This is a genomic window from Agrobacterium sp. AGB01, assembly GCF_014851585.1.
GTDB lineage: Bacteria > Pseudomonadota > Alphaproteobacteria > Rhizobiales > Rhizobiaceae > Agrobacterium.
Window position 1 is genome coordinate 1,108,975 of sequence record NZ_JACVAB010000001.1, and the last position, 20,143, is coordinate 1,129,117.

Below are 20,143 nucleotides of genomic sequence, written 5' to 3' on the forward strand. Positions count from 1 at the left end.
TGCAGATAATTCTTACATGCCATTTAGAACGATGCGTAAAATTAAACCTAACCGCGATCTATTCGGCACTGGTAACAATTGTTGCGGGCCGAACGGACATGCACATAGGCAATCTCCAGCCGTTCAAACAGGCTGGCGGCACGTTGTGATATCTCCGCTGTCGGTGTCACTGCACCGGTGCCGTACACGATGCGGTCGTCGTGGCCATAACCGCGCACGATATAATCAGCACTTTCAAGCATCGGCGGCAAAACCTCGCTTGCCGCATAGCGAGGGCATGACCGCTCGTGGATAAAGATTGGCCCGGTCTCGGCATAGGGTTGCAGGTCGTTAAACGGCCGGTAGGCGAGGAGGAGCATCGCTTCTCCGTCAGCAATTTCACCAAGGCAATGGCGGCAGGGCATGCCGCCTGGTGAGACCGAGCGTTCGGCGGGTTTGCCATAGGCATCATTGTGCCCGGCCCGAAATGCATCTGCCTCTTCAGTCGGCATGGCGGTAAACAGAATGGTGTTCATGTCAGTGGCTCCAAATGCGTTGCTGCTTTGTCGCTATGCGCCGCAAAGCATCGTCCGCCCACCCGATTCTTGTGTGTGACCGGGAAAAGCCCATTGTCAGACTCATGTGCTTTGATGCTCTATTTGCGAAACTTTCATGCACGGCCCGGAGCGCCTTATGCCGCACAGTATTTTTGCGTTTTTTATTTCTGCGTTGGTGGCTGTATTTCCCGCATGGAACGTTTCGGCACAGGATAGTCCCGACTTCGAAAAGCTGACGGATCAGCAGATCGAGGAAATGGTACAGTTCGTTGTCGGCAACGGTATCTTTATTCTGTACCACGAAGCCGGCCACATGCTGGTTTCTGAGTTTGACCTGCCTGTGCTGGGTCGAGAGGAAGACGCGGTTGATAACCTGTCATCCATCCTGATGCTGGAGGCTGACGATGACCTGCTCGATCAGGCCATTATCGATGCAGCCGATGGCTGGTTCCTGTCGAGCGAAGCGGCAGCGGACGCAGAAGAGGAACAAGCCTTCTGGGGCGCCCACGGGTTGGACGAACAGCGTGGCTGGGCCATTGCCTGCTCGATGGCTGGCCACGACTACAAGAATTTCAAGGAATTTATTGATTCTCTGGAGTTTCCTGAGGACCGCCGCGAGGAGTGCATCTCGGAATATCCGCAGAAAGTGCGCAGTTGGAATACGCTTCTGAAGCCGCATGAGGCGACTGCCAATGCCAGCACGAAGTTCGAAGTCACCTATGAGCCGATCACAGACCCAAGCCTTGAGTTGTTTCAAACGATCGTCAAGGAATCGAAACTGCTGGAATTGATCGGTACCTCCTTTTCCGGCCTCTATAATATCAAGGACGGTATCAAGTTGACCGCAAAACAATGCGGTCAGGCGAATGCCTTCTGGTCGCCAAAAGACCGCGAGATCACCTTTTGTTATGAGTTCGCCAAGTTTCACGGCGAACTGGTCGCCAATTACTTCTTGAACAATGCCGCTGACGAAACCCAGCCGCAAAGTGAAACCGACAGCGATGACGCGACTGTTGTTGGTCTCACCAGACAATAAAACAATGCGTCACGCATATGAGGCGTGCCCATATGCGTGACGTTAATCCTGATGGGATTAGCGCAGGAATTCGTCGATACGACGCAGCGTAACGCGACGATTGCGCCATTCTTCAAACTGCGTGTTAACAAGCAGATAGCTTTCGCCGTAACCCACTGTTTCCAGTGCCCTTGGCGGTACACGGAATTCCTGCACCAGCAGCCACTTGAGTGATTCTGCGCGACGTTCCGACAGGACCTGGTTGGAGGCCTCAGAACCAACTGCGTCTGTGTGACCCTCGATCAGGAAACGTGCACCGCGACGGCGGCGAAGGATCTGTTCCAGGGCAACGCCGATCTCGCGTACTTTACGATATTCTGAACGGGGAATTTCAGCCGAACCGAAGGCAAAATTGATGGACTGAATGTCGATGGAAGGGGCGCTGCGGCGCAGTTCCGGCCGGCGTTTGAATTCCTGGATGGTCACGCGCTCTTCCGGACGCATGCGGCGCGACGGTGCTGCCTCAAGACGGCGCATGATGGTACCGGAAGATGGAGTTTCCTGCGCACTGGTAACTGCGGGAACAAACGCTGTGGCAGCAAGTGCAGTCAGGAAAGATCGACGGTTCATGGCTGGTTTCCTTTAACTCGTTATTGTCGCGGGCAAACTGCCACGCACAACCTGAAGGAAACCTGAACCGGCGGTTGCCGCCGGTTCAAACTGATTAATGGTGCAATCCGCCGTCAGTAATCAGTTGTGAATGGCGATATTGAGCAGTTCCGCCTCGCTCAGTGGCTGAACCCAGGCCTGATAGGTGCCGACAGGCGAGAAGCCCATCATCTGGTAAAGCTGCAGCGCACGCGGGTGGTCGAGTGTGTTGGTGGTAACAGTGACTTTTTTCGGATTGTCCTGCCAGGCGGCGTAGAGTGCCTGCAACAGGAACCATTTGCCGATACCAGCGCCAATCGCTTCTTCGAACAGGCCGAAATAGGAAAGCTGGGTCACGTCATCATCGCGCTTGTACAGTTCGAAGAAGCCGGCAGGCGAACCGTTCATATACAGCACGCAGACGCTGTTTTTCGGGTCGCTCAAAATAGCGCCAAGTTCCGCGTCGCTCATGCGCATGCGTTTTTGCCAGTGCCAGCGTTTGCCGACCCGCCAGTATAGATAGCGGTAAAAATGCAGCGGAATGTTCGGGGCACGCATGATCGCGGTCTGGATGTTGACCGGAACCGCAATGCTGATCTTTGGCGCAGCCGTCATTTCAAGCTGCGTGACATGGGCTTTCAGCGGATCAGTGTCTCGGGGCGCGATCGGCTCGGCAGGGCCGGTGACCACAGGCGTGTCTTCAAGGCTGCCCCACTGCGACCAGGAGCCATCGAACAGGCTGTTGGTCTTGTGGCCAAGCGATTCAAGCGCCAACGTGATGACCGCTGCCGTCACGCCGGAACCACAGCTGGTGACAACCGGTTTGGAAAGATCGATGCCGGCTTCCGTCACCATCTTGCGCAGTGTCGCCAGATCCTTGAAGTGACCGTTTTCAGAAAATGCCGTGGCAGGCAGGCTGCGGGCGCCAGGCATATGGCCAGAGCGCATGCCAGCACGCGGTTCGGCCTCATCGCCGGTAAAGCGGCCAGCGCCACGCGCGTCGGCAATCTGTTTGCTGCCGGCGTCGACAACACTACGCATTTCGTCCAGTGACGTGACACGATTTTTCTGGAAGTGCGGGATAAAGCTGACAACTGGCGGTTCTGGCAGGTCGGTTTCAAGCGGCAGGTTTTGCGCTTTCCAGCCGTCGAGACCACCATCCAGCACGTAAACGCTTTCGGCACCCATGACGCGCAGCATCCACCATACACGCGGTGCAGAGAAGAAACCGGGGCCATCGTAAACGACGATCGTATCGGTTTCCTGGATGCCAAGTTTGCCAACCTGCTCGGCAAAATATTCCGGCGAGGGCAGGGAATGCGGCAGGCCAGTGGTGTGATCCGCAATCACGTCTTGATCGAAAAACACGGCACCGGGAATATGGCCCTTGGCGTATTCGTCGGCACCATTGCGCTTGTGGGCTGGAAGATACCAGGATGCGTCGACGACACGGAACTCAGGTGCCCCAAGCTGTTTGTTCACCCAGTCCGCCGAAACGATGAAACGACTTTTTTCGTTGCTCACGATCTAGTCTCCCTGCTGCTCAGGCTGCGGAATCGGCCGCACCGAAACGGATGCGAAAACGCCGGTTTTCTTTGCCCTTCTTTTCAATCTTTGCGATGTGTATCTCACCGACTTCATGTGTCTTTGAGACATGTGTTCCACCGCAGGGCTGGCTGTCAATTGCCGAGTTCTCACCTATGCACACAAGACTGACACGACCAAGGCCAACAGGTGGGCGCACGTTCTTGGATTTGACGATGCCGGGATTGGCCAGCAATTCCTCATCGGTGATCCACTGCAGGAAAACGGGATGGTCGGCATTGACCAGTTCCATCAGCTTGGCCGATACCTCGTCCTTGTCGATGGTTTCCGACATGTCGAAGTCGACACGCGATTCGTCCTCGCCAACGGCGGCACCAGTAATCGGCCATTGGCAGACAACGGACAGAAGATGACAGGCGGTATGCATCCGCATCAGCTTGTAGCGGCGCTCCCAGTCCACATGCAGCACGACCTTTTCACCGGGCGCCAGATTTGCCTGTCCTTCAAGCGGAACGTGGATAATAATGCTCTTGTCCTGACCGTGTCTGGTTTGCCCAAGCTGAATTCTGGAGCCGTCAGCACGCTCCAGAAAACCGGTGTCGCCAGGTTGCCCGCCAGAGGTAGCGTAAAAGCAGGTCTGGTCCAGCTCAATGCCCCCGTCTTCGTGAATGTCTGTTACCGTTGCCTCGCAGGTGGAAAGGTAAAAATCATCACGAAAGAGGGCATTCACTGGCATAGTCTAGGCACCTTATGTGGTTTCATACGGGACAGATATATCGCTTTTCCCTGTGAGCCAGGCCGGAACAGGAAGCCCCTTGGACCGCAGGAATGCGGGATTGTAGAGCTTCGACTGGTAACGGTTGCCGTAGTCGCACAGAATGGTGACGATTGTATGCCCCGGACCGAGGTCTCGGGCAAGGCGAATTGCACCAGCAATGTTAATGCCGGTTGAACCGCCAAGGCACAGGCCTTCCTTGGTGACGAGATCAAACAGCACCGGCAGGGCTTCCGCATCCGAAATGCGGTAGGCGAAGTCAGGTGTGAAATCCTGCAGGTTGGCGGTGATGCGGCCCTGACCGATGCCTTCGGTAATGGAGTTGCCTTCGGATTTCAGGGTGCCGTTTTTGTAATATTCATAAAGTGCCGCACCATCGGGGTCGGCAATGCCGATCTTGATGTCAGGGTTGAAATCACGAAGGCCATCGGCAACGCCAGCCAGCGTGCCGCCGGAGCCAACAGCGCAGATAAAGCCATCAACCTTACCATCCGTCTGGTCCCAGATTTCAGGGGCGGTGGTTTCGATATGGGCCTGACGGTTGGCAATGTTGTCGAACTGGTTTGCCCACACGGCGCCGTTCGGATCGGTTTCAGCAAGCTGCTTGGCCAGACGTCCGGACACCTTCACATAATTGTTCGGGTTGGAGTAGGGGGCAGCTGGCACTTCCACCAGTTCAGCACCCAGCAGCTTCAGCGCGTCCTTCTTTTCCTGGCTCTGTGTTTCAGGAATGACGATAACGGTGCGGTATCCAAGCGCTCTGGCAACCAGTGTCAGGCCAATGCCGGTATTGCCAGCCGTGCCCTCAACAATCGTACCGCCGGGGCGCAGCAGGCCGCGTTTTTCAGCATCGCGAATAATGTACAGCGCCGCGCGGTCCTTGACGGACTGACCGGGGTTGAGAAACTCCGCCTTGCCAAGAATTTCGCACCCTGTTGCCTCGGATGCGGCATTCAGACGAATGAGTGGAGTGTTTCCAATGGCAGTCAAAACAGAGGTATGTATCGTCATGGGTCGACCTTCTTTCGGACGCGTATGATTACCGTTGCTTTGAGCGGATTGACCCCTGTTGTGGCAAGAAATTCTGTTTCTGTGAATGCCTCAAACGGGCAAAATTCATCTTATAGGCGAGGTTTTCATCCAGTCGGCTCCATCAGCGGTAGGCGGATCGACGCTTAGCGGAACAGTGAGAGCACGCTCTCGCTATTGGAGTTGGAGATGGAGAGAGCCTGCACGGCAAGCTGCTGCTGTGTCTGCTGCGCTTTCAGGCGTGTCGAAGCTTCATTCATGTCGGCATCGACCAGACGGCCAATACCGCTGTCGATGGAATCGCCAAGTTTTGAGGCAAAATCCAGCTGCAGATCGATGCGCGTCTGAATTGATCCGAGAAGCGAGGCCGCACTGACCACCTTTTTCGTCATGCCTTCGATCACTCTTATATAGCGGTCGAGATCGACAGACGGCGCAGTGATGTCCATGTCGACGAGGTTCACATCCGGCGGGTTGCCGATATTGTCCCAGACACCGGAAATCTTGATGGAAGAGCGATACCCCATGTCCGGATACATGCTCTGGTCAATGTCGAGCGTGATACGCGAGCCGCTTGAGGTGACACTGGATATGCCCTTGCCGGTCAGCACATGCTGAAGCACGGTCGCCATATCGGTCGCATTGTTCACTTCGCCTGTCGTGATGCCCAGTGCCGTATCGACATCATCCTTGGTCACCTTGATCATCTGCGGTGTTCCACGGTTCAGCGACAGGTCGAAATAGAATTCGACATCGGTTTTCATGCGAAAGCTGTCGCCGAAATTGAAACCGAAATCCGTGTATCCACCATCGGCAACACCGGTGGGGGCATTCAGACCGAATGCGTAACCACCCGCCAACGTCGACGTGACATTGCTCATTCTGACCGAAGAGCCGGGCAGACCTGCCATTTCTCCAGAAAAGAAACCGTAGGTTTGCATAACGCCACCGATATTATGAGCCTGTCCGAAGCCACTGCCGCGGCTCGGATCGGAGGGGGGAGGTGAGCTCCATGTCGCTCTTGAAACAACCACCATCCAGTCACGGACCGTGCCGATGTAACCATTGGCGCCAGCGCCCAATGCGTCATCGACGGTGCTTCTGTCGATTGTCAGCGTATAGGTCGTTCCGGCTCCAAGCGCGCTGCCATCTGCCGTGTAATCGAATGTTATGACGTCTCCGGCGCCAAAGGTGGCGCTGTGCGGAAAGTTGAAATATTGCCAGCCGGACATTTCATAGCTTTCCCAGTCCACATTGCGCAGACCACCAATATCGCCAATGGCGCGTGAGTCGACTTGCAGCAAGCCGTCACCGGTCGTGTTGAACAAGGTGAGTTTGGACACGTCGACATCGGTTGTCTTGACGCTGACGCCGCCATTGTTGTTTCGGACAAAGGACGACACAACCGTGTCCATTGACTGGGCTCGGTCAAAGATGTCGTCGAAATCTGTATTCAGCCAGTTTTGTCCGCTGAAGCTCGCCGATTCTGAGACGCTTTTGGCCTGATCGATAAGCTGCGCCAGCTCTTCCTGAACCTTTGTCCGGTCGACGCTGTCTTCTTTTGCCGTGACGAGTTTTGCCTTGAACTGTTTGAGAATCTCGACGGTCGATTCCAGACCCTCATAGGCCGTATCGACCTTTGCTGCCCCAAGGTTCAACGCATCTGTCACGGCGTCAATGGCCATAGTGTCAGAACGCATGGTGGTGGAAATGGACCAGTAAGCCGCATTGTCTGCTGCTGTCTGTACACGAAGGCCGGAACTGACTTGGTTTTGCGAACGGTCCAAATTGGAACCGATCGTCCGCAGGGTCTGAAGCGCAGAAGTCGCTCCAGCGTTCGTGAGAATGCTGGTCATAGGTATGCTCTGTTGGGGAATTCAGACGCTCATCATGAGCGTGAGAGTGTAGCCCACATAGAGCCCCAGTTATGGTTAATAGATGGTTTATTACAATTGTCAAAAATAACGATTTGCCAATTTTTCACTATGGAAAAACAAGGCATTATCGACTGTACGGGGAGTCGCGGGCAGAACGCTGCACTGGCATCTAAAAAATGAAAACAGCAGGAACCAATCAGCACTGACATCGTTATGTCATCAAGCTACGCTAATGGTAGTACCAGTTGACGTCTTTGACCGCGGATGTACCGGCACTGACAGGATCAACGGACGAGAAGGTCGGCACTCCGTGTCCGGCCTTTTTTGTTGGCTTTGCAAGTATGCTTATTTTCGCCAAGAATCTGGCAGGGCAAGCCCAACCGGGAATATTGGCTGGAGGTGGCATCAGGCGGAGATCTCCGCCTGCAATCGCTATACGGCTATACTGGCTTAGTGAACAGACGGCTCTTCTTCGCCATCCAGGAAGCTGCGAATGCCATCCTTCTCACAGGTCGCCAAAAACTCTTCCCAGGCGTCCTTGTCGGTCGCAAACGGCTCGTCCCAGGTCGTGACGTCGTCCTGCTCGCTGATGACCTCGAGTGTCCAGTCACCCTGGGTTCCTTCAGGGCGAAAGATATCGACCAGCACGGTGATGCCGTCGTCTTCAAACTCACCGGCAAACTCGGAGTGTTCCATTTTTTGTTTTTTTGTCATTCCGTGATTCTCCGCTTCTGATGTGATGAACTTGCCACTTGGGCCGCTTACCGCGTTTTACGCTCTGTCGTTGGTGTTTAGCCAGCCAGCGACTCAAACGCAAAAAATCGCCTGGCGATAATAACGACAAAGCATGTCAGTTACCGTTGCAGGATTTTCACAAAAGGAAAATAAGTTTTCCAGAGCGCGGATATGAAAGTGCGGGAGTTTTCAGCGATATTGTGTTCTATAAAGAACAACCATTTAAGAGATAAATGGCTCCCCGGGCCGGATTCGAACCGGCGACCTGTCGATTAACAGTCGAATGCTCTACCGCTGAGCTACCAGGGAATGTCCACCGCTTGTCGTGGTGTGAGCGGGGTAATACAAATGCTTTTCCCATTTGCCAAGTGCTTTTTTCAAAAAAAATGCATTCGTCTTGTTTTATTCACAAAAGGTCCCATTTTGCAGGGGATGTTGAGCGAAAATAATTTTGGATGTTTTGGCCAAATGAGGCTGAGAGAAGTGATACGTCGATGAAATTTGGAATCGATTCCAAAAATGGCAAACTGAATCTCGGAAAAATCAGCATCTCAATGCCAAGATCCCGTTATGGGCGCATCACGGCGGGCTCTCTGCTCATCGTCGGCGGTGTGCTGGGGTTTTTGCCAATATTGGGATTCTGGATGTTACCGCTTGGCGTAATTGTGTTGTCGCATGATTTGCACATAGTGCGCAGAGGCAGGCGCCGCGTCACCATATGGTGGGCGCGGCGTAAAGGTTCACCAGTGCCTGTAAAAGACCTGCAGCCTATTCAGCAAAAAGACCACCAAGCCCCTGGCCAGCAATAAACGCCAGATAAGCGAGAACCGAAAAATAGACGACGGTCAGCACGAGGAAGGCATAACCGCCGACCACGAAGAAGCCGTCACGCTGGATCATGCCCGCAGAAAACAGCAGGATGGCCACAGCTGGCAGCGTATTGGAAAATGGAATGAGGCCGAGCGGCAACATCAGCAGAATGCCGGCCGCCATGATGGCAAGACCATTGATGCGGTTGGCAAACAGGCTGCCGGTCAGAGCAGGCAGGCGAGGGCGGATATAATTATCCAGCTTCGAGACGATCGAAATTCCCTTTTCCAGCGCGGGCAGCAGTTTTGACGTCTGCATCTGCTTGTCCAGGATGCGCGCAGGCAGCCAGGGCATGCGGTTGAGCGTGATGGCAACGCTGATCATGATGATTGCCGCACCAAACACGGTACTGACGCCCGGAATAGATACCGGAATGAGAAACGGCAACGACGCAATGGCGCAAACCAGCAGCAATCCCTGTTCGCCGATAGAAGCCATCAATTCTCTGAGCGTAATCGTCTGGCCATCGAGCTTGCCGATCAGTTTTCTAAGCGTTGCGCTCAACTTCTCGGACGTATCGGTGAAGGTGAAATCGTTTGCCGTCATGTTTTATCCCGTAATTTAAATCAGGGATTGATAACAGGTATGGCACGAATTGCCTATGAGAAAGCAGGGGCAACAAAGCTCCTGCCATTCACATGGCTGCGATTTTACCGGATGTCTGCCTCAAACTGTTCGCGATTTAATGCGAAACCCACTTGGTATAGGCGCCCGCTACCAAAACAATCATCAGCACGCCAATGATGAATGGGTTAAGCGATGTGAACAGACCTAAGATGTCCATGACATTTCCTCCTCAGTTCTCCCACTGACAACTATATGACAATTTTGAAATATATGCCAGAAAAACAATGTTTTGGTTGCGATGCAGCATTGACTTTTCTAAAAGGTTCGCGGTTTTGCGATTGCGCATGTCTGAATGCGTAAAGGGGGCCTGCGCTAAATGGCGCTGGCATGACGAATGAATATTTGAGTGTTTTGGGCCGGCGTAAACGCCCGGTTTCATCTTTTGATTTTCAGGAAGGTTTGGAAAATGCTGCGTGGTTTGTATGACTGGACCATGGCGCTTGCGCGTCGCAAGACCGCCGTATGGTGGCTGGCAATCGTCGCCTTCGTGGAAAGCTCAGTGTTTCTGGTTCCCGCCGACGTGCTGTTCTTGCCAATGGTTCTGGCAAAGCCACACCGCGCCATGCACTACGCATTTGTGGCCACGCTGTTTTCCGTGCTCGGTGGTATAGCAGGGTGGTTCCTTGGCCATTACGCATTTGAAAGCATCGCCCGTCCGGTGCTGGAGTTTTATGGCAAACTTCATGCGTTTGAAGAGTTGCAGGCGACCGTCAACTACGAAACCATTGTACTCTTGCTGATCACGTCGGGTCTGGCGCATCTGCCGCCGATCAAGGTCGTCACGATCCTGTCGGGTGCGGCCAATATCAGCCTTAGCCTGTTTATCATCTCCGCGGTTATCACCCGTGGTGCACGGTTTTTCATACTGGCCGGTCTGCTGCAGAAATATGGCGAGGACATCCGCCACTTCATCGAAAAGCGCCTTGGCCTGATCAGCGCTATGGCTGCAGCCGCACTCATTGCCGTTTATGCGGCTTACGTTTTTCTGAAGTGAGGTTTTGTGAGGAAAATCAATCACATCAATGGGGGTGTGATTGAGGAAATGGTCGGAGCGACAGGATTTGAACCTGCGACCCCTTGCCCCCCAGGCAAGTGCGCTACCGAGCTGCGCTACGCTCCGAACTGCCTAAAAAGGCTTGGTTCGATTAATCTTTTTAAAATACCGATGCAAGCTTAAAATCATTTGGTGAATATAAAAGTGCGGGGCGGGCGGCACCTCGCACCCTGCAAATCAGATGCTCATCCGCGCTCTAGCCATTCACCCATTCCCCACCATGCAATCGACCAGTTTTTCCTTGGAGACACTGCCGACAGGGCGTCCCTGTGAGCAGACGATATTGACGACCGATGCGCCGGCCTTGGTCAGTTCCCGCAGCGACTGTTCGACAGTCAAATCTTCCGACAGTTGCAGGGAAGGGCCGATAGACTTGGTCTGCTCCGCAACCGCGCTCAGGCGGATCACGCGGCCACGGTTCACCTCCTTGACGAAGGATTCAATATAGGCGTCGGCCGGGTTGAGCACGATATCTGCCGGCGTACCCTGTTGAATGACCTCACCGTCGCGCAGGATGGCTATTTTGTCGCCCAGTCGAAGTGCCTCATCCAGATCATGGGTGATGAAGACGACAGTCTTTTTGAGTTCCTTTTGCAGTTCCAGCAGCACGCCCTGCATGTCGACGCGGATCAGCGGATCAAGCGCTGAATAGGCTTCGTCCATCAAGAGGATTTCAGCATTGTGCGTCAACGCGCGGGCAAGACCGACACGTTGCTGCATGCCGCCGGACAGCTGGTTGGGGTAGTGGTTGGCAAAACCTTCCAGCCCAACACGCTTGATCCAGATCTGGGCGCGTTCTTCGCGCTCTTCTTTTGCCGTCCCCTGAATTTCAAGGCCGTAGACGGTGTTTTGCAACACGTTACGGTGGGGCAGAAGGGCAAACTTCTGGAATACCATTGCCGTCTTGTGGCGCCGAAATTCCCGCAATTCGTCCTGGCTCATGCGACAGACATCATCGCCGCCATACAGAACTTCGCCAGCGGTTGGTTCGATAAGGCGGTTGATGTGGCGAATGAGCGTTGATTTGCCAGAGCCGGACAGGCCCATGATCACCGTAATGCCGCCGCCGGGAATGGTGATGTTGATGTCGCGCAAACCCAGGACATGGCCATGTTTCTGGTTCAGTTCGGTTTTTGTCATGCCATTGGCGACGGATTCAACAAAGTTTGCAGGCCGGGGTCCGAAAATCTTGTAAAGGTTCCGGATCTCAATCGATTGACTAGTCATGCGTGATTTCCCGGTGCTTTTGCAGGCGCAGGCCATAGGCTTGGCTGATACGGTCAAAAATGATGGCGATGCCAACAATGGCCAGCCCGTTAAAAATGCCGAGCGTAAAATACTGGTTGGCAATGGCTTTCAGCACCGGTTGCCCTAGTCCCTGCACGCCAATCATCGAAGCAATCACCACCATGGCCAAAGCCATCATGATGGTCTGGTTTATACCGGCCATGATGGTGGGCAGGGCAAGCGGCAGCTGCACGTTCTTCAGCTTCTGCCAGCCGGATGACCCAAAGGCGTCTGCGGCCTCCAGCACGTCACGATCGACCATGCGGATGCCAAGATTGGTCAGGCGGATCATGGGCGGGATGGCGTAGATGACAACCGCAATCACCCCGGGCACACGCCCGATGCCAAGCAACATCACCACCGGGATGAGGTAGACGAAACTCGGCATGGTCTGCATGACGTCGAGCACGGGATTAACGACATTCTGCAGCCGGTTTGAGCGCGACATGGCAATGCCGATCGGCAGTCCGATAAGGATCGATACGACAGTACAGACAAGGATCATCGACACCGTCTTCATCGTATCGGCCCACATGTCGAAATAACCGATGAGGAAGAGGGTGAACACGCAGCCGATGACGATGGGCACACTGCGGCTGCCAAGCCAGGCAATGGCGGCGATGACCACAATGATAATCGGCCATGGTGTGCCGGTCAGCAGGCGCTCTGACCAGATCAGGAAACTTTGCAGGGGACTGAACAGCGCTTCAATGTCGCTGCCATACGCCCGCGTAAATCCGCGAAATCCTTCGTCGATGCTTTTTTTGACACCGCGAAGGGTTTCGGCATCCATTGTCGGAAACTTCCAGAACCAATCCATATGAACGTCCCCATGACGATAAGGGCGATGAGAGCCAGGTTGGATCCCCCGTTTATTGTGGGTGTGTCTCCAGTCCCGGCCGCCTCGGTGTTGGAAATGCCGGTGCCTCAGGTCACCTGCGGTTTCCGATGGCTTTTAAAAATCAGAGCGATGCCTTGATCTTTTCTGCCACATCAGGGGAAACCCATGCCGTCCACAGAGCTTCGTTATTTTTCAGGAAGTATTTTGCACCTTCTTCACCGGTTGCCTGGTTGTCGCTCATCCACGCAATCAGCTTGTTGACAGTGTCGTTGGTCCAGGCGCGTTTGTTGAGGTAATCCATGACCGGACCGGCGCGGTCGGCAAAGCTTTTGGCAACAACGGTTTCAACCGTGTCTGTTTGCCAGGCATTCAGCTTTGGATCGGCGCAATCGGCAACCGAAGTGCAGCGTTTCCATTCGGCGGCGTCATAGGTGGTGTCGAAGTCGAGCTTGACCATCTCGTATTTGCCGAGCAGGGCGGTTGGTGCCCAGTAATAAGCGGCCACTGGCTGTTTGGCCTCATAGGCCTTGGCAATCGCGCCATCGAGGCCGGCGGCTGATCCGGTGTCAACCAGCGTAAATCCGGCCTTTTCACCATCATAGGCTTTAAACAGCTGGGCTGTCACCACTGTGCCACCCCAACCCTGCGGGCCGTTGTAGACGGCGCCCTTGCTGCTGTCTTCCGGTGCCGGGAAAAGCTGTGGGTTTTTAAACAAGTCACCCACGGTCTTTATGGTCGGGTTAGCCTCGGCAACGTATTTCGGGATCCACCAGCCCTGTACGGCGCCGTCAGAGAGAATTTTGGCGGCGCTGATGAACTTCCCTTCGGAGATGCCACGGTTTACGATTTCCGGCTGCAGGCTGACCCATGCCTCGGGTGCAATGTCTGGCTGGCCTTTTTCGGCCATCGAGGTGAGTGTCGGTACGGTGTCACCGGCAACCAGTTCCGCCGTACAGCCGTAACCGGCTTCGAGAATGAGTTTGTCGACATTGGCGGCCACTTCAGCGGACTGCCAGTTCATGTTGGCAATGGTAACTGTGCCGCAATCTGCTGCGGAGGCCGTTGTCGCAAAACCGGCAAGGCTTGCGGCAAGAACGGTGGAGGCCAAAAGCATTTTCATTTTTTTTGTTCCCTCTGGTCGCGGTGTTACGTGAACCCGGGCGTCTGCGGCACCGCGTCCACAGACGTGCCTATTGAGCCTTCATTTACCAAGAGGGGGCATTCCGATTGCGTCAGATCATGCCGCATTGATGTATATTTTCAATTTTTTTGAAGTTGCAAAAACGCAAAAGCCCGGAAAACAGCCAAGCTTTCCGGGCACTCTTTTGGTTGCGGAACATGCTGTGCCGCTTGCTGGAAGCGGTGTCGCAACACGCCAAGGGAAGGCGTGTATATAGCGCCCCAATTCAGCAGTTAATTCGTGTCGCTGGACCCTGAAGACGAAACCATCTTGTCTGTTCCGCTTGCCGGCGTGTTAGCGTTGGCAGCTGGCCATGACAGGTAATAATATTTGCTGCCGACAGTGCCGAAATAGGCGTTCTCGCCGGTGGTCTTGTCGATGTAGCTGCCGTCGCTGGATTTGGCGTAGGAAACATCCTCGCCGCGTGTCAGGCGCTCTTTCAGGAAGTCACTCCAGTTGTTGGTGGCAATGGCGGTTGCCGCACCTGATGAGGTGTCCTTGTGCTTTTCATCATCGACATCCCAAGCGGCAATCTTCTGGCCGCTGACCGGGTCGGTCACCGTCAGTGTGCCAGCCTTCAGGGCAGCCAACATCGCATCTGCCTGCTTCTTGCCTGCGGCAGTGTCGGCCATCTCTTCAAGGCTGTCTTTCAGACTGCGCATGAAGGAGGCGGTCGTGACGTCCGTCGAGACGGGTGTTGTCGTCGTGGTACTTGATGTCGTGTCATCAGTTGAACTGGAATTCTTGGTGGCCAGTGTCGTCAGCAGCCGCGTCAACGTATCGTTGGAGGAGCTGGTCGACGTGTCCAGGCCATATTGCTGCAAAATCGAGCTGGATGCGGAGCTGGTCGAGGTTGTCGTTTCCTCCTGCTCCTTCAGGGCTTTTAGGGCGATTTGCGTCGTCATCAGCCGGATGGATTGAATCGAAGAAACCATGAACTGCGCCTGTATGCTTCGCGGAAATGGCTTCCGCGCGGTTATCGGACAAGCGATAGCGTTCTATCGCCTGTCCTCAAACTATAGCGACATGCATGCGCGAGGCTTGAGTATCGGCAAGCCTTGTCTGAAATCAATTTTCTTGAATTTTTACGCCGTTTGGACCGATCTGCATCTCAATGCCTGCAGGCTTGCTTTCCTGATGCCAGACATAGGCACCAAGACCTGCAGCGAGGATCACCAGTGCGCCGATGATGAAATAAAGATTGTTGGTTCTCGTCATTCAAGTCTCCCGTCATACTTTCGAGAGTGAAATGCGCAGGAATGCCAACGGGTTCCATCAGCAACACCATGTCAGCGAAAAATTATTGCCGCTGCTGACGTTGCCATTTCAGTTCCAGCGCTATGCAGCCCCAGATGATGCCGAGCAACAGGAAGAAATGCCGCCAGTGGTCGGTGTCGATGACATTGCCAATGATCAGATGGCCGACAAAACTGACCCAGGCAATCATCAGGAAAGGTTGCCATGGACGATCCCGCAGCAGGTATCTGAACCCTTCCACCACCGTCCAGCACATCAGGGAGACATAGCTGACAAAACCGAGCCAGCCGTGAGTCGTCAGGCTTTTCAGCCAGATATTATGCTCCGCCTCCGGGAAGATGGTGGCAAACACCATGGGACCAATCCCGAGCGGATTTTCCATGGCCATCATGAAGCCAATGCGATGTCGCGCAAATCGCCCAAGATGGCCGCCATCATAATCCTGCACGGCCTTTGTTCGGCTCAAGAACAGGTTGGAGACCTGTTCGAACTGCAAGGCGACCATCAATGCGATAACCAGAAACACCACGGCCAGCAGTGTCAGCACCAGTATTTTAAGCCGGAAGGCGGTGGAGCGCTCTTTCAGCAACATCAGCAGAACGAGCATGACGGTTGCGATAAGAAACAGGCCCCAGGCCGCACGGGAAAACGACAGGAAAATACCGAGCACCAGAATGAGCAGGCCGAGAACCTTAAGCGGCATGCTGCTGACCCGACCGGTCAACAGGCCATAAACCAGAAACAGTGACGGCGTGACGAGAAACGGGCCAAAGACGTTCGGGTCTTGGAACGCGCCCTTGGCACGGTCATAGAGCGTGAACACTTCAAAGCCGGGAATGGCATTGAAGTAACCGAGAATGCCCAGCATCGAGGTGATCAGGGCGGCAAAAACCCAGGCTTTGAAAATCAGCGACAGCCGCCGGTGATCATCTTCCGTGACAGCAGCGTAAAACACCGATGTCAGCGCCAGAAAGGTTGAGACGGCGAGGTACATCGGCCCTTCGCCAAGATCCGACATGACCAGCAGGGAGAGAAAACCACCGGCATTGAACACCAGCAAAAAAGCCAACAGCACGATGACGCGTTTGGACAGGCGAAGCCCGAGCAGGAACCAGATTGCGACCTGCGCCACCATCATCAGCTCGTAAGGTGCCGGTTCGGAAATAACAAAACCGGACAGGAACACGCCAAAGGCAAGCGCAAACGCGCCAATCATCCGCATGGCGGCCAATGGCGCGTTGAAACCGGGCGTATCTGTCAGGCTGACGTTGCTCAATAGGCGTTTTCCGATTTGAGCAGCCTGATCGGTGTCAGGAACATGATCTTGAGGTCGAACATCAACGACCAGTTTTCGATGTAATGCAGATCAAAAGCGGTGCGAAACTTGATCTTGTCGCTGTTGTCGATCTCGCCACGCCAGCCATTGATCTGCGCCCATCCGGTCACACCGGGTTTGACCTTGTGGCGGGCAAAATAATGCTCGACCACATCGGCATATTTCAGGTCGCCGGTCTGGGCCATGACCGCATGCGGTCGAGGGCCAACCAGCGACAGACTGCCATTCAGCACGTTGAACAGCTGCGGCAACTCGTCAATCGAGGATTTACGCAGGAAACGGCCGACAGGCGTCACGCGCGGATCGTTCTTGGTCACTGCCTTTTTGGCTGTCGGGTCGCTAAGCTCGGTATACATCGAGCGGAATTTCCAGACATTGATCGTCTCGTTGTTAAAGCCGTGGCGTTTCTGCTTGAAGAAAACCGGACCCTTCGAGGTGGTTTTCACGGCAATGGCCGCGCCAATCATCACCGGCCACAACAACAGCAGGGCCACCACGGTGAAGAACAGGTCAAAGATGCGCTTGGCAACCGAGTCCCAGTCGCGGATCGGTTTGTCGAACACATCCAGCATCGGCACATTGCCGACATGCGAATAGGAGCGCGGGCGGAAACGCAGTTTGTTGGCATGTGCGGCGATACGAATATCGACCGGCAGGATCCACACCTGCTTCAACAGGGCAAGAATACGTCCCTCGGCCGAAATCGGTAACGAGATGATCAACATGTCGAGTTTGGTCAGGCGTGCAAATTCCACCAGTTCGGCGAAGGTGCCAAGCTTTGGATAACCGGCAACGATATCAGGCGAACGATCGCCGGTGCGGTCGTCGAAGATACCGCAGATGCGGATATCATTGTCCGGCTGCTCTTCCAGCGAGCGGATAAGGTTCTTGGCTGCATCGCCACCACCGACGATAACCGCACGACGCTCCATGACGCCATTACGGCCCCAGTGGCGGATTGCCACGCCGGTAAGGATACGTTCCAGCGCGAGAAAGGCAGCACCGGCCACAAACCACATGGCAGTTGTCAGCCACGAACTGCCACCGGTAGGATGAAAGGCGAGAAGAAGAAGCACCGTCAGCGCAAAACCGGCGGTATAGGCCATCAGGATACGCGGCATCTTGGTCATAGGCGTGCGCAGCGACGGCAACTGGTAAAGATCAAGAGCATAAAGCATCAGGCCGGTCAGACCTGCACCCGCCACCATGATGGCAAACAGGCCAAGCAGGCTGCCAACCGTATGTTCCGAGGCCAGTATGCTGACGATGCAGCCAAGGATCACCAGCCCGGCAAATTCCAGCAATTGCAGCTGGCCGATAATGATGTTGGGGGAGTGATTGCCCGTACGCAGCTGATTGGCGACCTGTCGTGCCAACGGGTTGAGCGACACTGGTGGGCTGTCTCCATCACCAGCTGAACGACCGGCAATCTCGGACACCTTTTTGCGCAGTTCATTGATATCGAGTTGCTGGTTTTGGACGTTGCTCATGGACGCATTCCGTTTTGCATTTTGGCGCAACCATAGCGGCAACATGCTAAGAAACGTTTATGGCGACAACCAAGTCTTTAGACAGTCGTACCGTGCTGATACGACCTGTGAACGGATGGTTAGTCTTGCATCCCGTCAGGTGCGGGGCAGTAATTCCCGATAAAGGCCAAGAATTTGTCCGGCCATTACGGGTGTGGAAAACCGCTGCCGGAATTCAATTGCATCAGGCAAAGCTTGCTGTCGCCACTCAGGGACTTGCAAGCTGCGAACCATGGTCTGCGCCAGGCTTGTTGCGTCTCCTGCCGTGACCAGCGCCGGGCTCTGTTCGCCCATGATCTCGGAAATGCCACCAACCCGTGAGGCAATCACCGGTTTTCCGGCCGCCAGTGCTTCGAGAATGATGTAGGGCAGGGATTCTGCCCGTGAGGGGACAACGACCGTATCCGCCAAAGCAAATGCCTTGCGGGCTGGCATGGATGGATGCATGACGAGCCGGTCAGACAGGCCGGCCGCCGCAATTGCGTCGCGGTACTTGTCACGCTCGGGCCCATCGCCGACGATCACGCCGGTCAGGGTTTGCCCAGACAGTTTTTCAGCCTGTGCAAAGGCATCGATGAACACATCGGGACCTTTGAGGTCACGCAACATGCCGATGTAGAGAAAATGGCTGGCATTTGCATTGAGCGGAACCGGCGCAAATTCGCTTTCCTGCACGCCATTATAAATCATCCGCGCTTGCGTGTGCGGTTTACCGACCTTTTGCGTATAGGTGTTCTGCTCGTAATGGCAGACGAAACACAGCGCATCGGTAAAGCGCTCTAAAAGGCGCTCCACATTAAAGAACACCTGACCGCGCAGGGATTTGCGGTCATAGTGCAGGCTGCCCCCATGGGGCGAATAGAGGCGGGCTACGCGATACCTGTTCACCCGCAGAGCTGAGCCGATGAGACGGGCGAGAACGCCGCCTTTGGCGCTATGGCCATGGATTACATCTGGCTGCAAACTTTTGATATGTTGATAGGCTTTCCAAAGAGCGCCCAGGTCGGATGGGCCGACCGAACGTCCGATGGGCAAACGGATAAGCCCCAGCGACAGCATGGGCTTGATCTGCTCAAACAGTTTTTCCTCGTGCTCACCACCGGTTGAACTGTCGCACAGAATGCCAACCTCATGTCCCAGCTTTACGTGCTCTTCCACAAGGTCACGAACGTGGCGGAATACACCACCGACCGGTGAGCGAAAGCAATGCAGGATGCGGAGAGGTTTTTCTGTGGTCATGTTACCGTTACTGGCAATCAGAAGAAGCGTTCACGGACATACACAGTGTCACCAGCGAGGATTGGTCCCGAGATATTGATGCGCCCCGTCACGATTTCCCCGTTGATTTTGCGGGTTACATCCACGTCGCGCTGGTTGGCACGCGTGGAGAAACCGCCGGCAATAGCGATAGCATTTTGCACGGTCATACCAGGCACATAGGAATATTGCCCCGGACGACCGACTTCACCCATAATGAAGATTGCCCGGTAACGGTCGATTTCGATCGTCACATCCGGGTCACGCAGATAGCCCTGTCGCAGTTTCTGGGCGATGGCCCCTTCAAGCTGCGGCAATGTCTGGCCACGGGCAGGGACCGGGCCAATGAGAGGGAAGGCGATGTAACCAGCCTGATCCACCGTATAGCTGTTGCTCAGACCGGTCTGCTCGAAAACGGTAATCCGCAGTCTGTCGCCGCTATCCAGCCGGTAGGGTTGGATGGTCGCTTCGTGAAAGGCTTTCGGAGCGGGCTGATACGCCGAACAGCCGGACAGTGCCGCAGCAAAGGCGGTCACAACGATAATGGCGGTACGGTTCAGGGCGCAGAACATTCGCGCTTGGGCTCCACAAAGCGGCAATTACAGACGTTATCGATCTGTTAGGGTTAACGCCGAGTAAATGATGCGAAAAAAGTATGAAACTGCGCCTTTGAGATCGCGAAGGCCGGTTAACGGTTGGGTTACCATAAAGTCCTAAAATTACGGCAACAGGAATGTAATGGACG

19 protein-coding genes, 2 tRNA genes and 2 pseudogenes are annotated in these 20,143 nt (G+C 54.7%); 3 read left to right on the forward strand and 20 right to left on the reverse strand.

Translation table 11 applies throughout. The annotated features are described in order from the left end of the window. Positions 1 to 47 precede the first annotated feature (47 nt). Positions 48 to 515, reverse strand: coding sequence for a DUF1203 domain-containing protein (locus tag IB237_RS05235; protein ID WP_192487510.1), 468 nt, complete (start codon positions 513 to 515; stop codon positions 48 to 50). A gap of 157 nt (positions 516 to 672) precedes the next feature. Between IB237_RS05235 and IB237_RS05240 the strand changes: the two genes are divergently transcribed. Beyond that, positions 673 to 1,572 (forward strand): DUF4344 domain-containing metallopeptidase, encoded by a 900-nt coding sequence (locus tag IB237_RS05240; RefSeq protein WP_192487511.1) that lies wholly within the window; start codon positions 673 to 675, stop codon positions 1,570 to 1,572. Between the two features lie 57 nt (positions 1,573 to 1,629). On the opposite strand, the gene IB237_RS05245 is transcribed toward IB237_RS05240, so the two are convergent. The 8 genes and pseudogenes from IB237_RS05245 to IB237_RS05280 form a co-directional block, all read right to left on the reverse strand. Continuing rightward, on the reverse strand, positions 1,630 to 2,181 hold the full coding sequence (locus IB237_RS05245) for an OmpA family protein (RefSeq protein ID WP_192487512.1): 552 nt from the start codon (positions 2,179 to 2,181) through the stop codon (positions 1,630 to 1,632). Between the two features lie 120 nt (positions 2,182 to 2,301). Beyond that, positions 2,302 to 3,723 (reverse strand): 3-mercaptopyruvate sulfurtransferase, encoded by a 1,422-nt coding sequence (gene sseA, locus IB237_RS26530; RefSeq protein WP_192487513.1) that lies wholly within the window; start codon positions 3,721 to 3,723, stop codon positions 2,302 to 2,304. A gap of 19 nt (positions 3,724 to 3,742) precedes the next feature. Beyond that, entirely contained in the window at positions 3,743 to 4,480 is a 738-nt protein-coding gene (locus tag IB237_RS05255) for an alanyl-tRNA editing protein (RefSeq protein ID WP_192487514.1), read from the reverse strand. A 12-nt stretch (positions 4,481 to 4,492) separates the two neighbouring features. Further along, positions 4,493 to 5,530: a cysteine synthase A gene (locus IB237_RS05260; RefSeq protein ID WP_192487515.1), complete on the reverse strand. Its 1,038-nt coding sequence runs from the start codon at positions 5,528 to 5,530 to the stop codon at positions 4,493 to 4,495. Between the two features lie 164 nt (positions 5,531 to 5,694). Beyond that, positions 5,695 to 5,997: pseudogene (locus IB237_RS26255) on the reverse strand (flagellin); the annotation flags it as partial. A gap of 1,011 nt (positions 5,998 to 7,008) precedes the next feature. Next, positions 7,009 to 7,404, reverse strand: a pseudogene (locus IB237_RS05270) (flagellin); the annotation flags it as partial. A gap of 471 nt (positions 7,405 to 7,875) precedes the next feature. Continuing rightward, complete coding sequence (locus IB237_RS05275; protein WP_192487516.1) at positions 7,876 to 8,139, reverse strand: hypothetical protein; 264 nt, start codon at positions 8,137 to 8,139, stop codon at positions 7,876 to 7,878. 255 nt (positions 8,140 to 8,394) lie between these two features. Further along, positions 8,395 to 8,469 (reverse strand) — tRNA-Asn (locus tag IB237_RS05280). 185 nt (positions 8,470 to 8,654) lie between these two features. Between IB237_RS05280 and IB237_RS05285 the strand changes: the two genes are divergently transcribed. Then, on the forward strand, positions 8,655 to 8,969 hold the full coding sequence (locus tag IB237_RS05285; protein ID WP_192487517.1) for a hypothetical protein: 315 nt from the start codon (positions 8,655 to 8,657) through the stop codon (positions 8,967 to 8,969). Here the strand turns inward: IB237_RS05285 and IB237_RS05290 are convergent. Next, complete coding sequence (locus IB237_RS05290) at positions 8,929 to 9,576, reverse strand: exopolysaccharide biosynthesis protein (RefSeq protein ID WP_192487518.1); 648 nt, start codon at positions 9,574 to 9,576, stop codon at positions 8,929 to 8,931. The genes IB237_RS05285 and IB237_RS05290 overlap by 41 nt on opposite strands. 487 nt (positions 9,577 to 10,063) lie before the next feature. Between IB237_RS05290 and IB237_RS05295 the strand changes: the two genes are divergently transcribed. Continuing rightward, complete coding sequence (locus tag IB237_RS05295; RefSeq protein WP_192487519.1) at positions 10,064 to 10,651, forward strand: YqaA family protein; 588 nt, start codon at positions 10,064 to 10,066, stop codon at positions 10,649 to 10,651. Between the two features lie 49 nt (positions 10,652 to 10,700). Here the strand turns inward: IB237_RS05295 and IB237_RS05300 are convergent. From IB237_RS05300 to IB237_RS05345, 10 genes are all read right to left on the reverse strand, one after another. After that, positions 10,701 to 10,777: transfer RNA gene (locus IB237_RS05300), tRNA-Pro, on the reverse strand. Between the two features lie 138 nt (positions 10,778 to 10,915). Continuing rightward, complete coding sequence (locus IB237_RS05305) at positions 10,916 to 11,938, reverse strand: glycine betaine/L-proline ABC transporter ATP-binding protein (RefSeq protein ID WP_192487520.1); 1,023 nt, start codon at positions 11,936 to 11,938, stop codon at positions 10,916 to 10,918. Next, positions 11,931 to 12,818 carry a proline/glycine betaine ABC transporter permease gene (locus IB237_RS05310; RefSeq protein WP_192487521.1) on the reverse strand — a complete coding sequence of 296 codons (888 nt, stop codon included), beginning with the start codon at positions 12,816 to 12,818 and terminating at the stop codon, positions 11,931 to 11,933. The genes IB237_RS05305 and IB237_RS05310 overlap by 8 nt, the downstream gene beginning before the upstream one ends. A 142-nt stretch (positions 12,819 to 12,960) precedes the next feature. Next, entirely contained in the window at positions 12,961 to 13,959 is a 999-nt protein-coding gene (locus IB237_RS05315) for an ABC transporter substrate-binding protein (RefSeq protein ID WP_192487522.1), read from the reverse strand. Between the two features lie 293 nt (positions 13,960 to 14,252). Further along, on the reverse strand, positions 14,253 to 14,954 hold the full coding sequence (locus IB237_RS05320) for a hypothetical protein (protein ID WP_246787648.1): 702 nt from the start codon (positions 14,952 to 14,954) through the stop codon (positions 14,253 to 14,255). Positions 14,955 to 15,087: 133 nt separating this feature from the next. Continuing rightward, positions 15,088 to 15,237, reverse strand: a complete 150-nt coding sequence (locus tag IB237_RS05325) for a hypothetical protein (RefSeq protein ID WP_192487523.1) — start codon at positions 15,235 to 15,237, stop codon at positions 15,088 to 15,090. Between the two features lie 82 nt (positions 15,238 to 15,319). Next, on the reverse strand, positions 15,320 to 16,498 hold the full coding sequence (locus tag IB237_RS05330) for an O-antigen ligase (RefSeq protein WP_192487886.1): 1,179 nt from the start codon (positions 16,496 to 16,498) through the stop codon (positions 15,320 to 15,322). Positions 16,499 to 16,548: 50 nt separating this feature from the next. After that, positions 16,549 to 18,102: an undecaprenyl-phosphate glucose phosphotransferase gene (locus tag IB237_RS05335; RefSeq protein ID WP_192487524.1), complete on the reverse strand. Its 1,554-nt coding sequence runs from the start codon at positions 18,100 to 18,102 to the stop codon at positions 16,549 to 16,551. Positions 18,103 to 18,237: 135 nt separating this feature from the next. Then, positions 18,238 to 19,380, reverse strand: coding sequence for a glycosyltransferase family 4 protein (locus tag IB237_RS05340; RefSeq protein ID WP_192487525.1), 1,143 nt, complete (start codon positions 19,378 to 19,380; stop codon positions 18,238 to 18,240). A 17-nt stretch (positions 19,381 to 19,397) separates the two neighbouring features. Then, entirely contained in the window at positions 19,398 to 19,970 is a 573-nt protein-coding gene (locus tag IB237_RS05345; RefSeq protein ID WP_192487526.1) for a polysaccharide biosynthesis/export family protein, read from the reverse strand. Positions 19,971 to 20,143: the final 173 nt, after the last annotated feature.

Bases quoted from the DNA above. Each gene is read 5' to 3' on its own strand.
- IB237_RS05330 (WP_192487886.1), bottom strand. From the start codon at position 16,498: ATGCGGATGATTGGCGCGTTTGCGCTTGCCTTTGGCGTGTTCCTGTCC.
- IB237_RS05345 (WP_192487526.1), bottom strand. From the start codon at position 19,970: ATGTTCTGCGCCCTGAACCGTACCGCCATTATCGTTGTGACCGCCTTT.
- IB237_RS05305 (WP_192487520.1), bottom strand. From the start codon at position 11,938: ATGACTAGTCAATCGATTGAGATCCGGAACCTTTACAAGATTTTCGGA.
- IB237_RS05255 (WP_192487514.1), bottom strand. From the start codon at position 4,480: ATGCCAGTGAATGCCCTCTTTCGTGATGATTTTTACCTTTCCACCTGC.
- IB237_RS05335 (WP_192487524.1), bottom strand. From the start codon at position 18,102: ATGAGCAACGTCCAAAACCAGCAACTCGATATCAATGAACTGCGCAAA.
- IB237_RS05275 (WP_192487516.1), bottom strand. From the start codon at position 8,139: ATGACAAAAAAACAAAAAATGGAACACTCCGAGTTTGCCGGTGAGTTT.
- IB237_RS05310 (WP_192487521.1), bottom strand. From the start codon at position 12,818: ATGGATTGGTTCTGGAAGTTTCCGACAATGGATGCCGAAACCCTTCGC.
- IB237_RS05260 (WP_192487515.1), bottom strand. From the start codon at position 5,530: ATGACGATACATACCTCTGTTTTGACTGCCATTGGAAACACTCCACTC.
- IB237_RS05320 (WP_246787648.1), bottom strand. From the start codon at position 14,954: ATGGTTTCTTCGATTCAATCCATCCGGCTGATGACGACGCAAATCGCC.
- IB237_RS05295 (WP_192487519.1), top strand. From the start codon at position 10,064: ATGCTGCGTGGTTTGTATGACTGGACCATGGCGCTTGCGCGTCGCAAG.
- IB237_RS05340 (WP_192487525.1), bottom strand. From the start codon at position 19,380: ATGACCACAGAAAAACCTCTCCGCATCCTGCATTGCTTTCGCTCACCG.
- IB237_RS05290 (WP_192487518.1), bottom strand. From the start codon at position 9,576: ATGACGGCAAACGATTTCACCTTCACCGATACGTCCGAGAAGTTGAGC.
- IB237_RS05240 (WP_192487511.1), top strand. From the start codon at position 673: ATGCCGCACAGTATTTTTGCGTTTTTTATTTCTGCGTTGGTGGCTGTA.
- IB237_RS05315 (WP_192487522.1), bottom strand. From the start codon at position 13,959: ATGAAAATGCTTTTGGCCTCCACCGTTCTTGCCGCAAGCCTTGCCGGT.
- IB237_RS05325 (WP_192487523.1), bottom strand. From the start codon at position 15,237: ATGACGAGAACCAACAATCTTTATTTCATCATCGGCGCACTGGTGATC.
- IB237_RS05235 (WP_192487510.1), bottom strand. From the start codon at position 515: ATGAACACCATTCTGTTTACCGCCATGCCGACTGAAGAGGCAGATGCA.
- IB237_RS05245 (WP_192487512.1), bottom strand. From the start codon at position 2,181: ATGAACCGTCGATCTTTCCTGACTGCACTTGCTGCCACAGCGTTTGTT.
- IB237_RS05285 (WP_192487517.1), top strand. From the start codon at position 8,655: ATGAAATTTGGAATCGATTCCAAAAATGGCAAACTGAATCTCGGAAAA.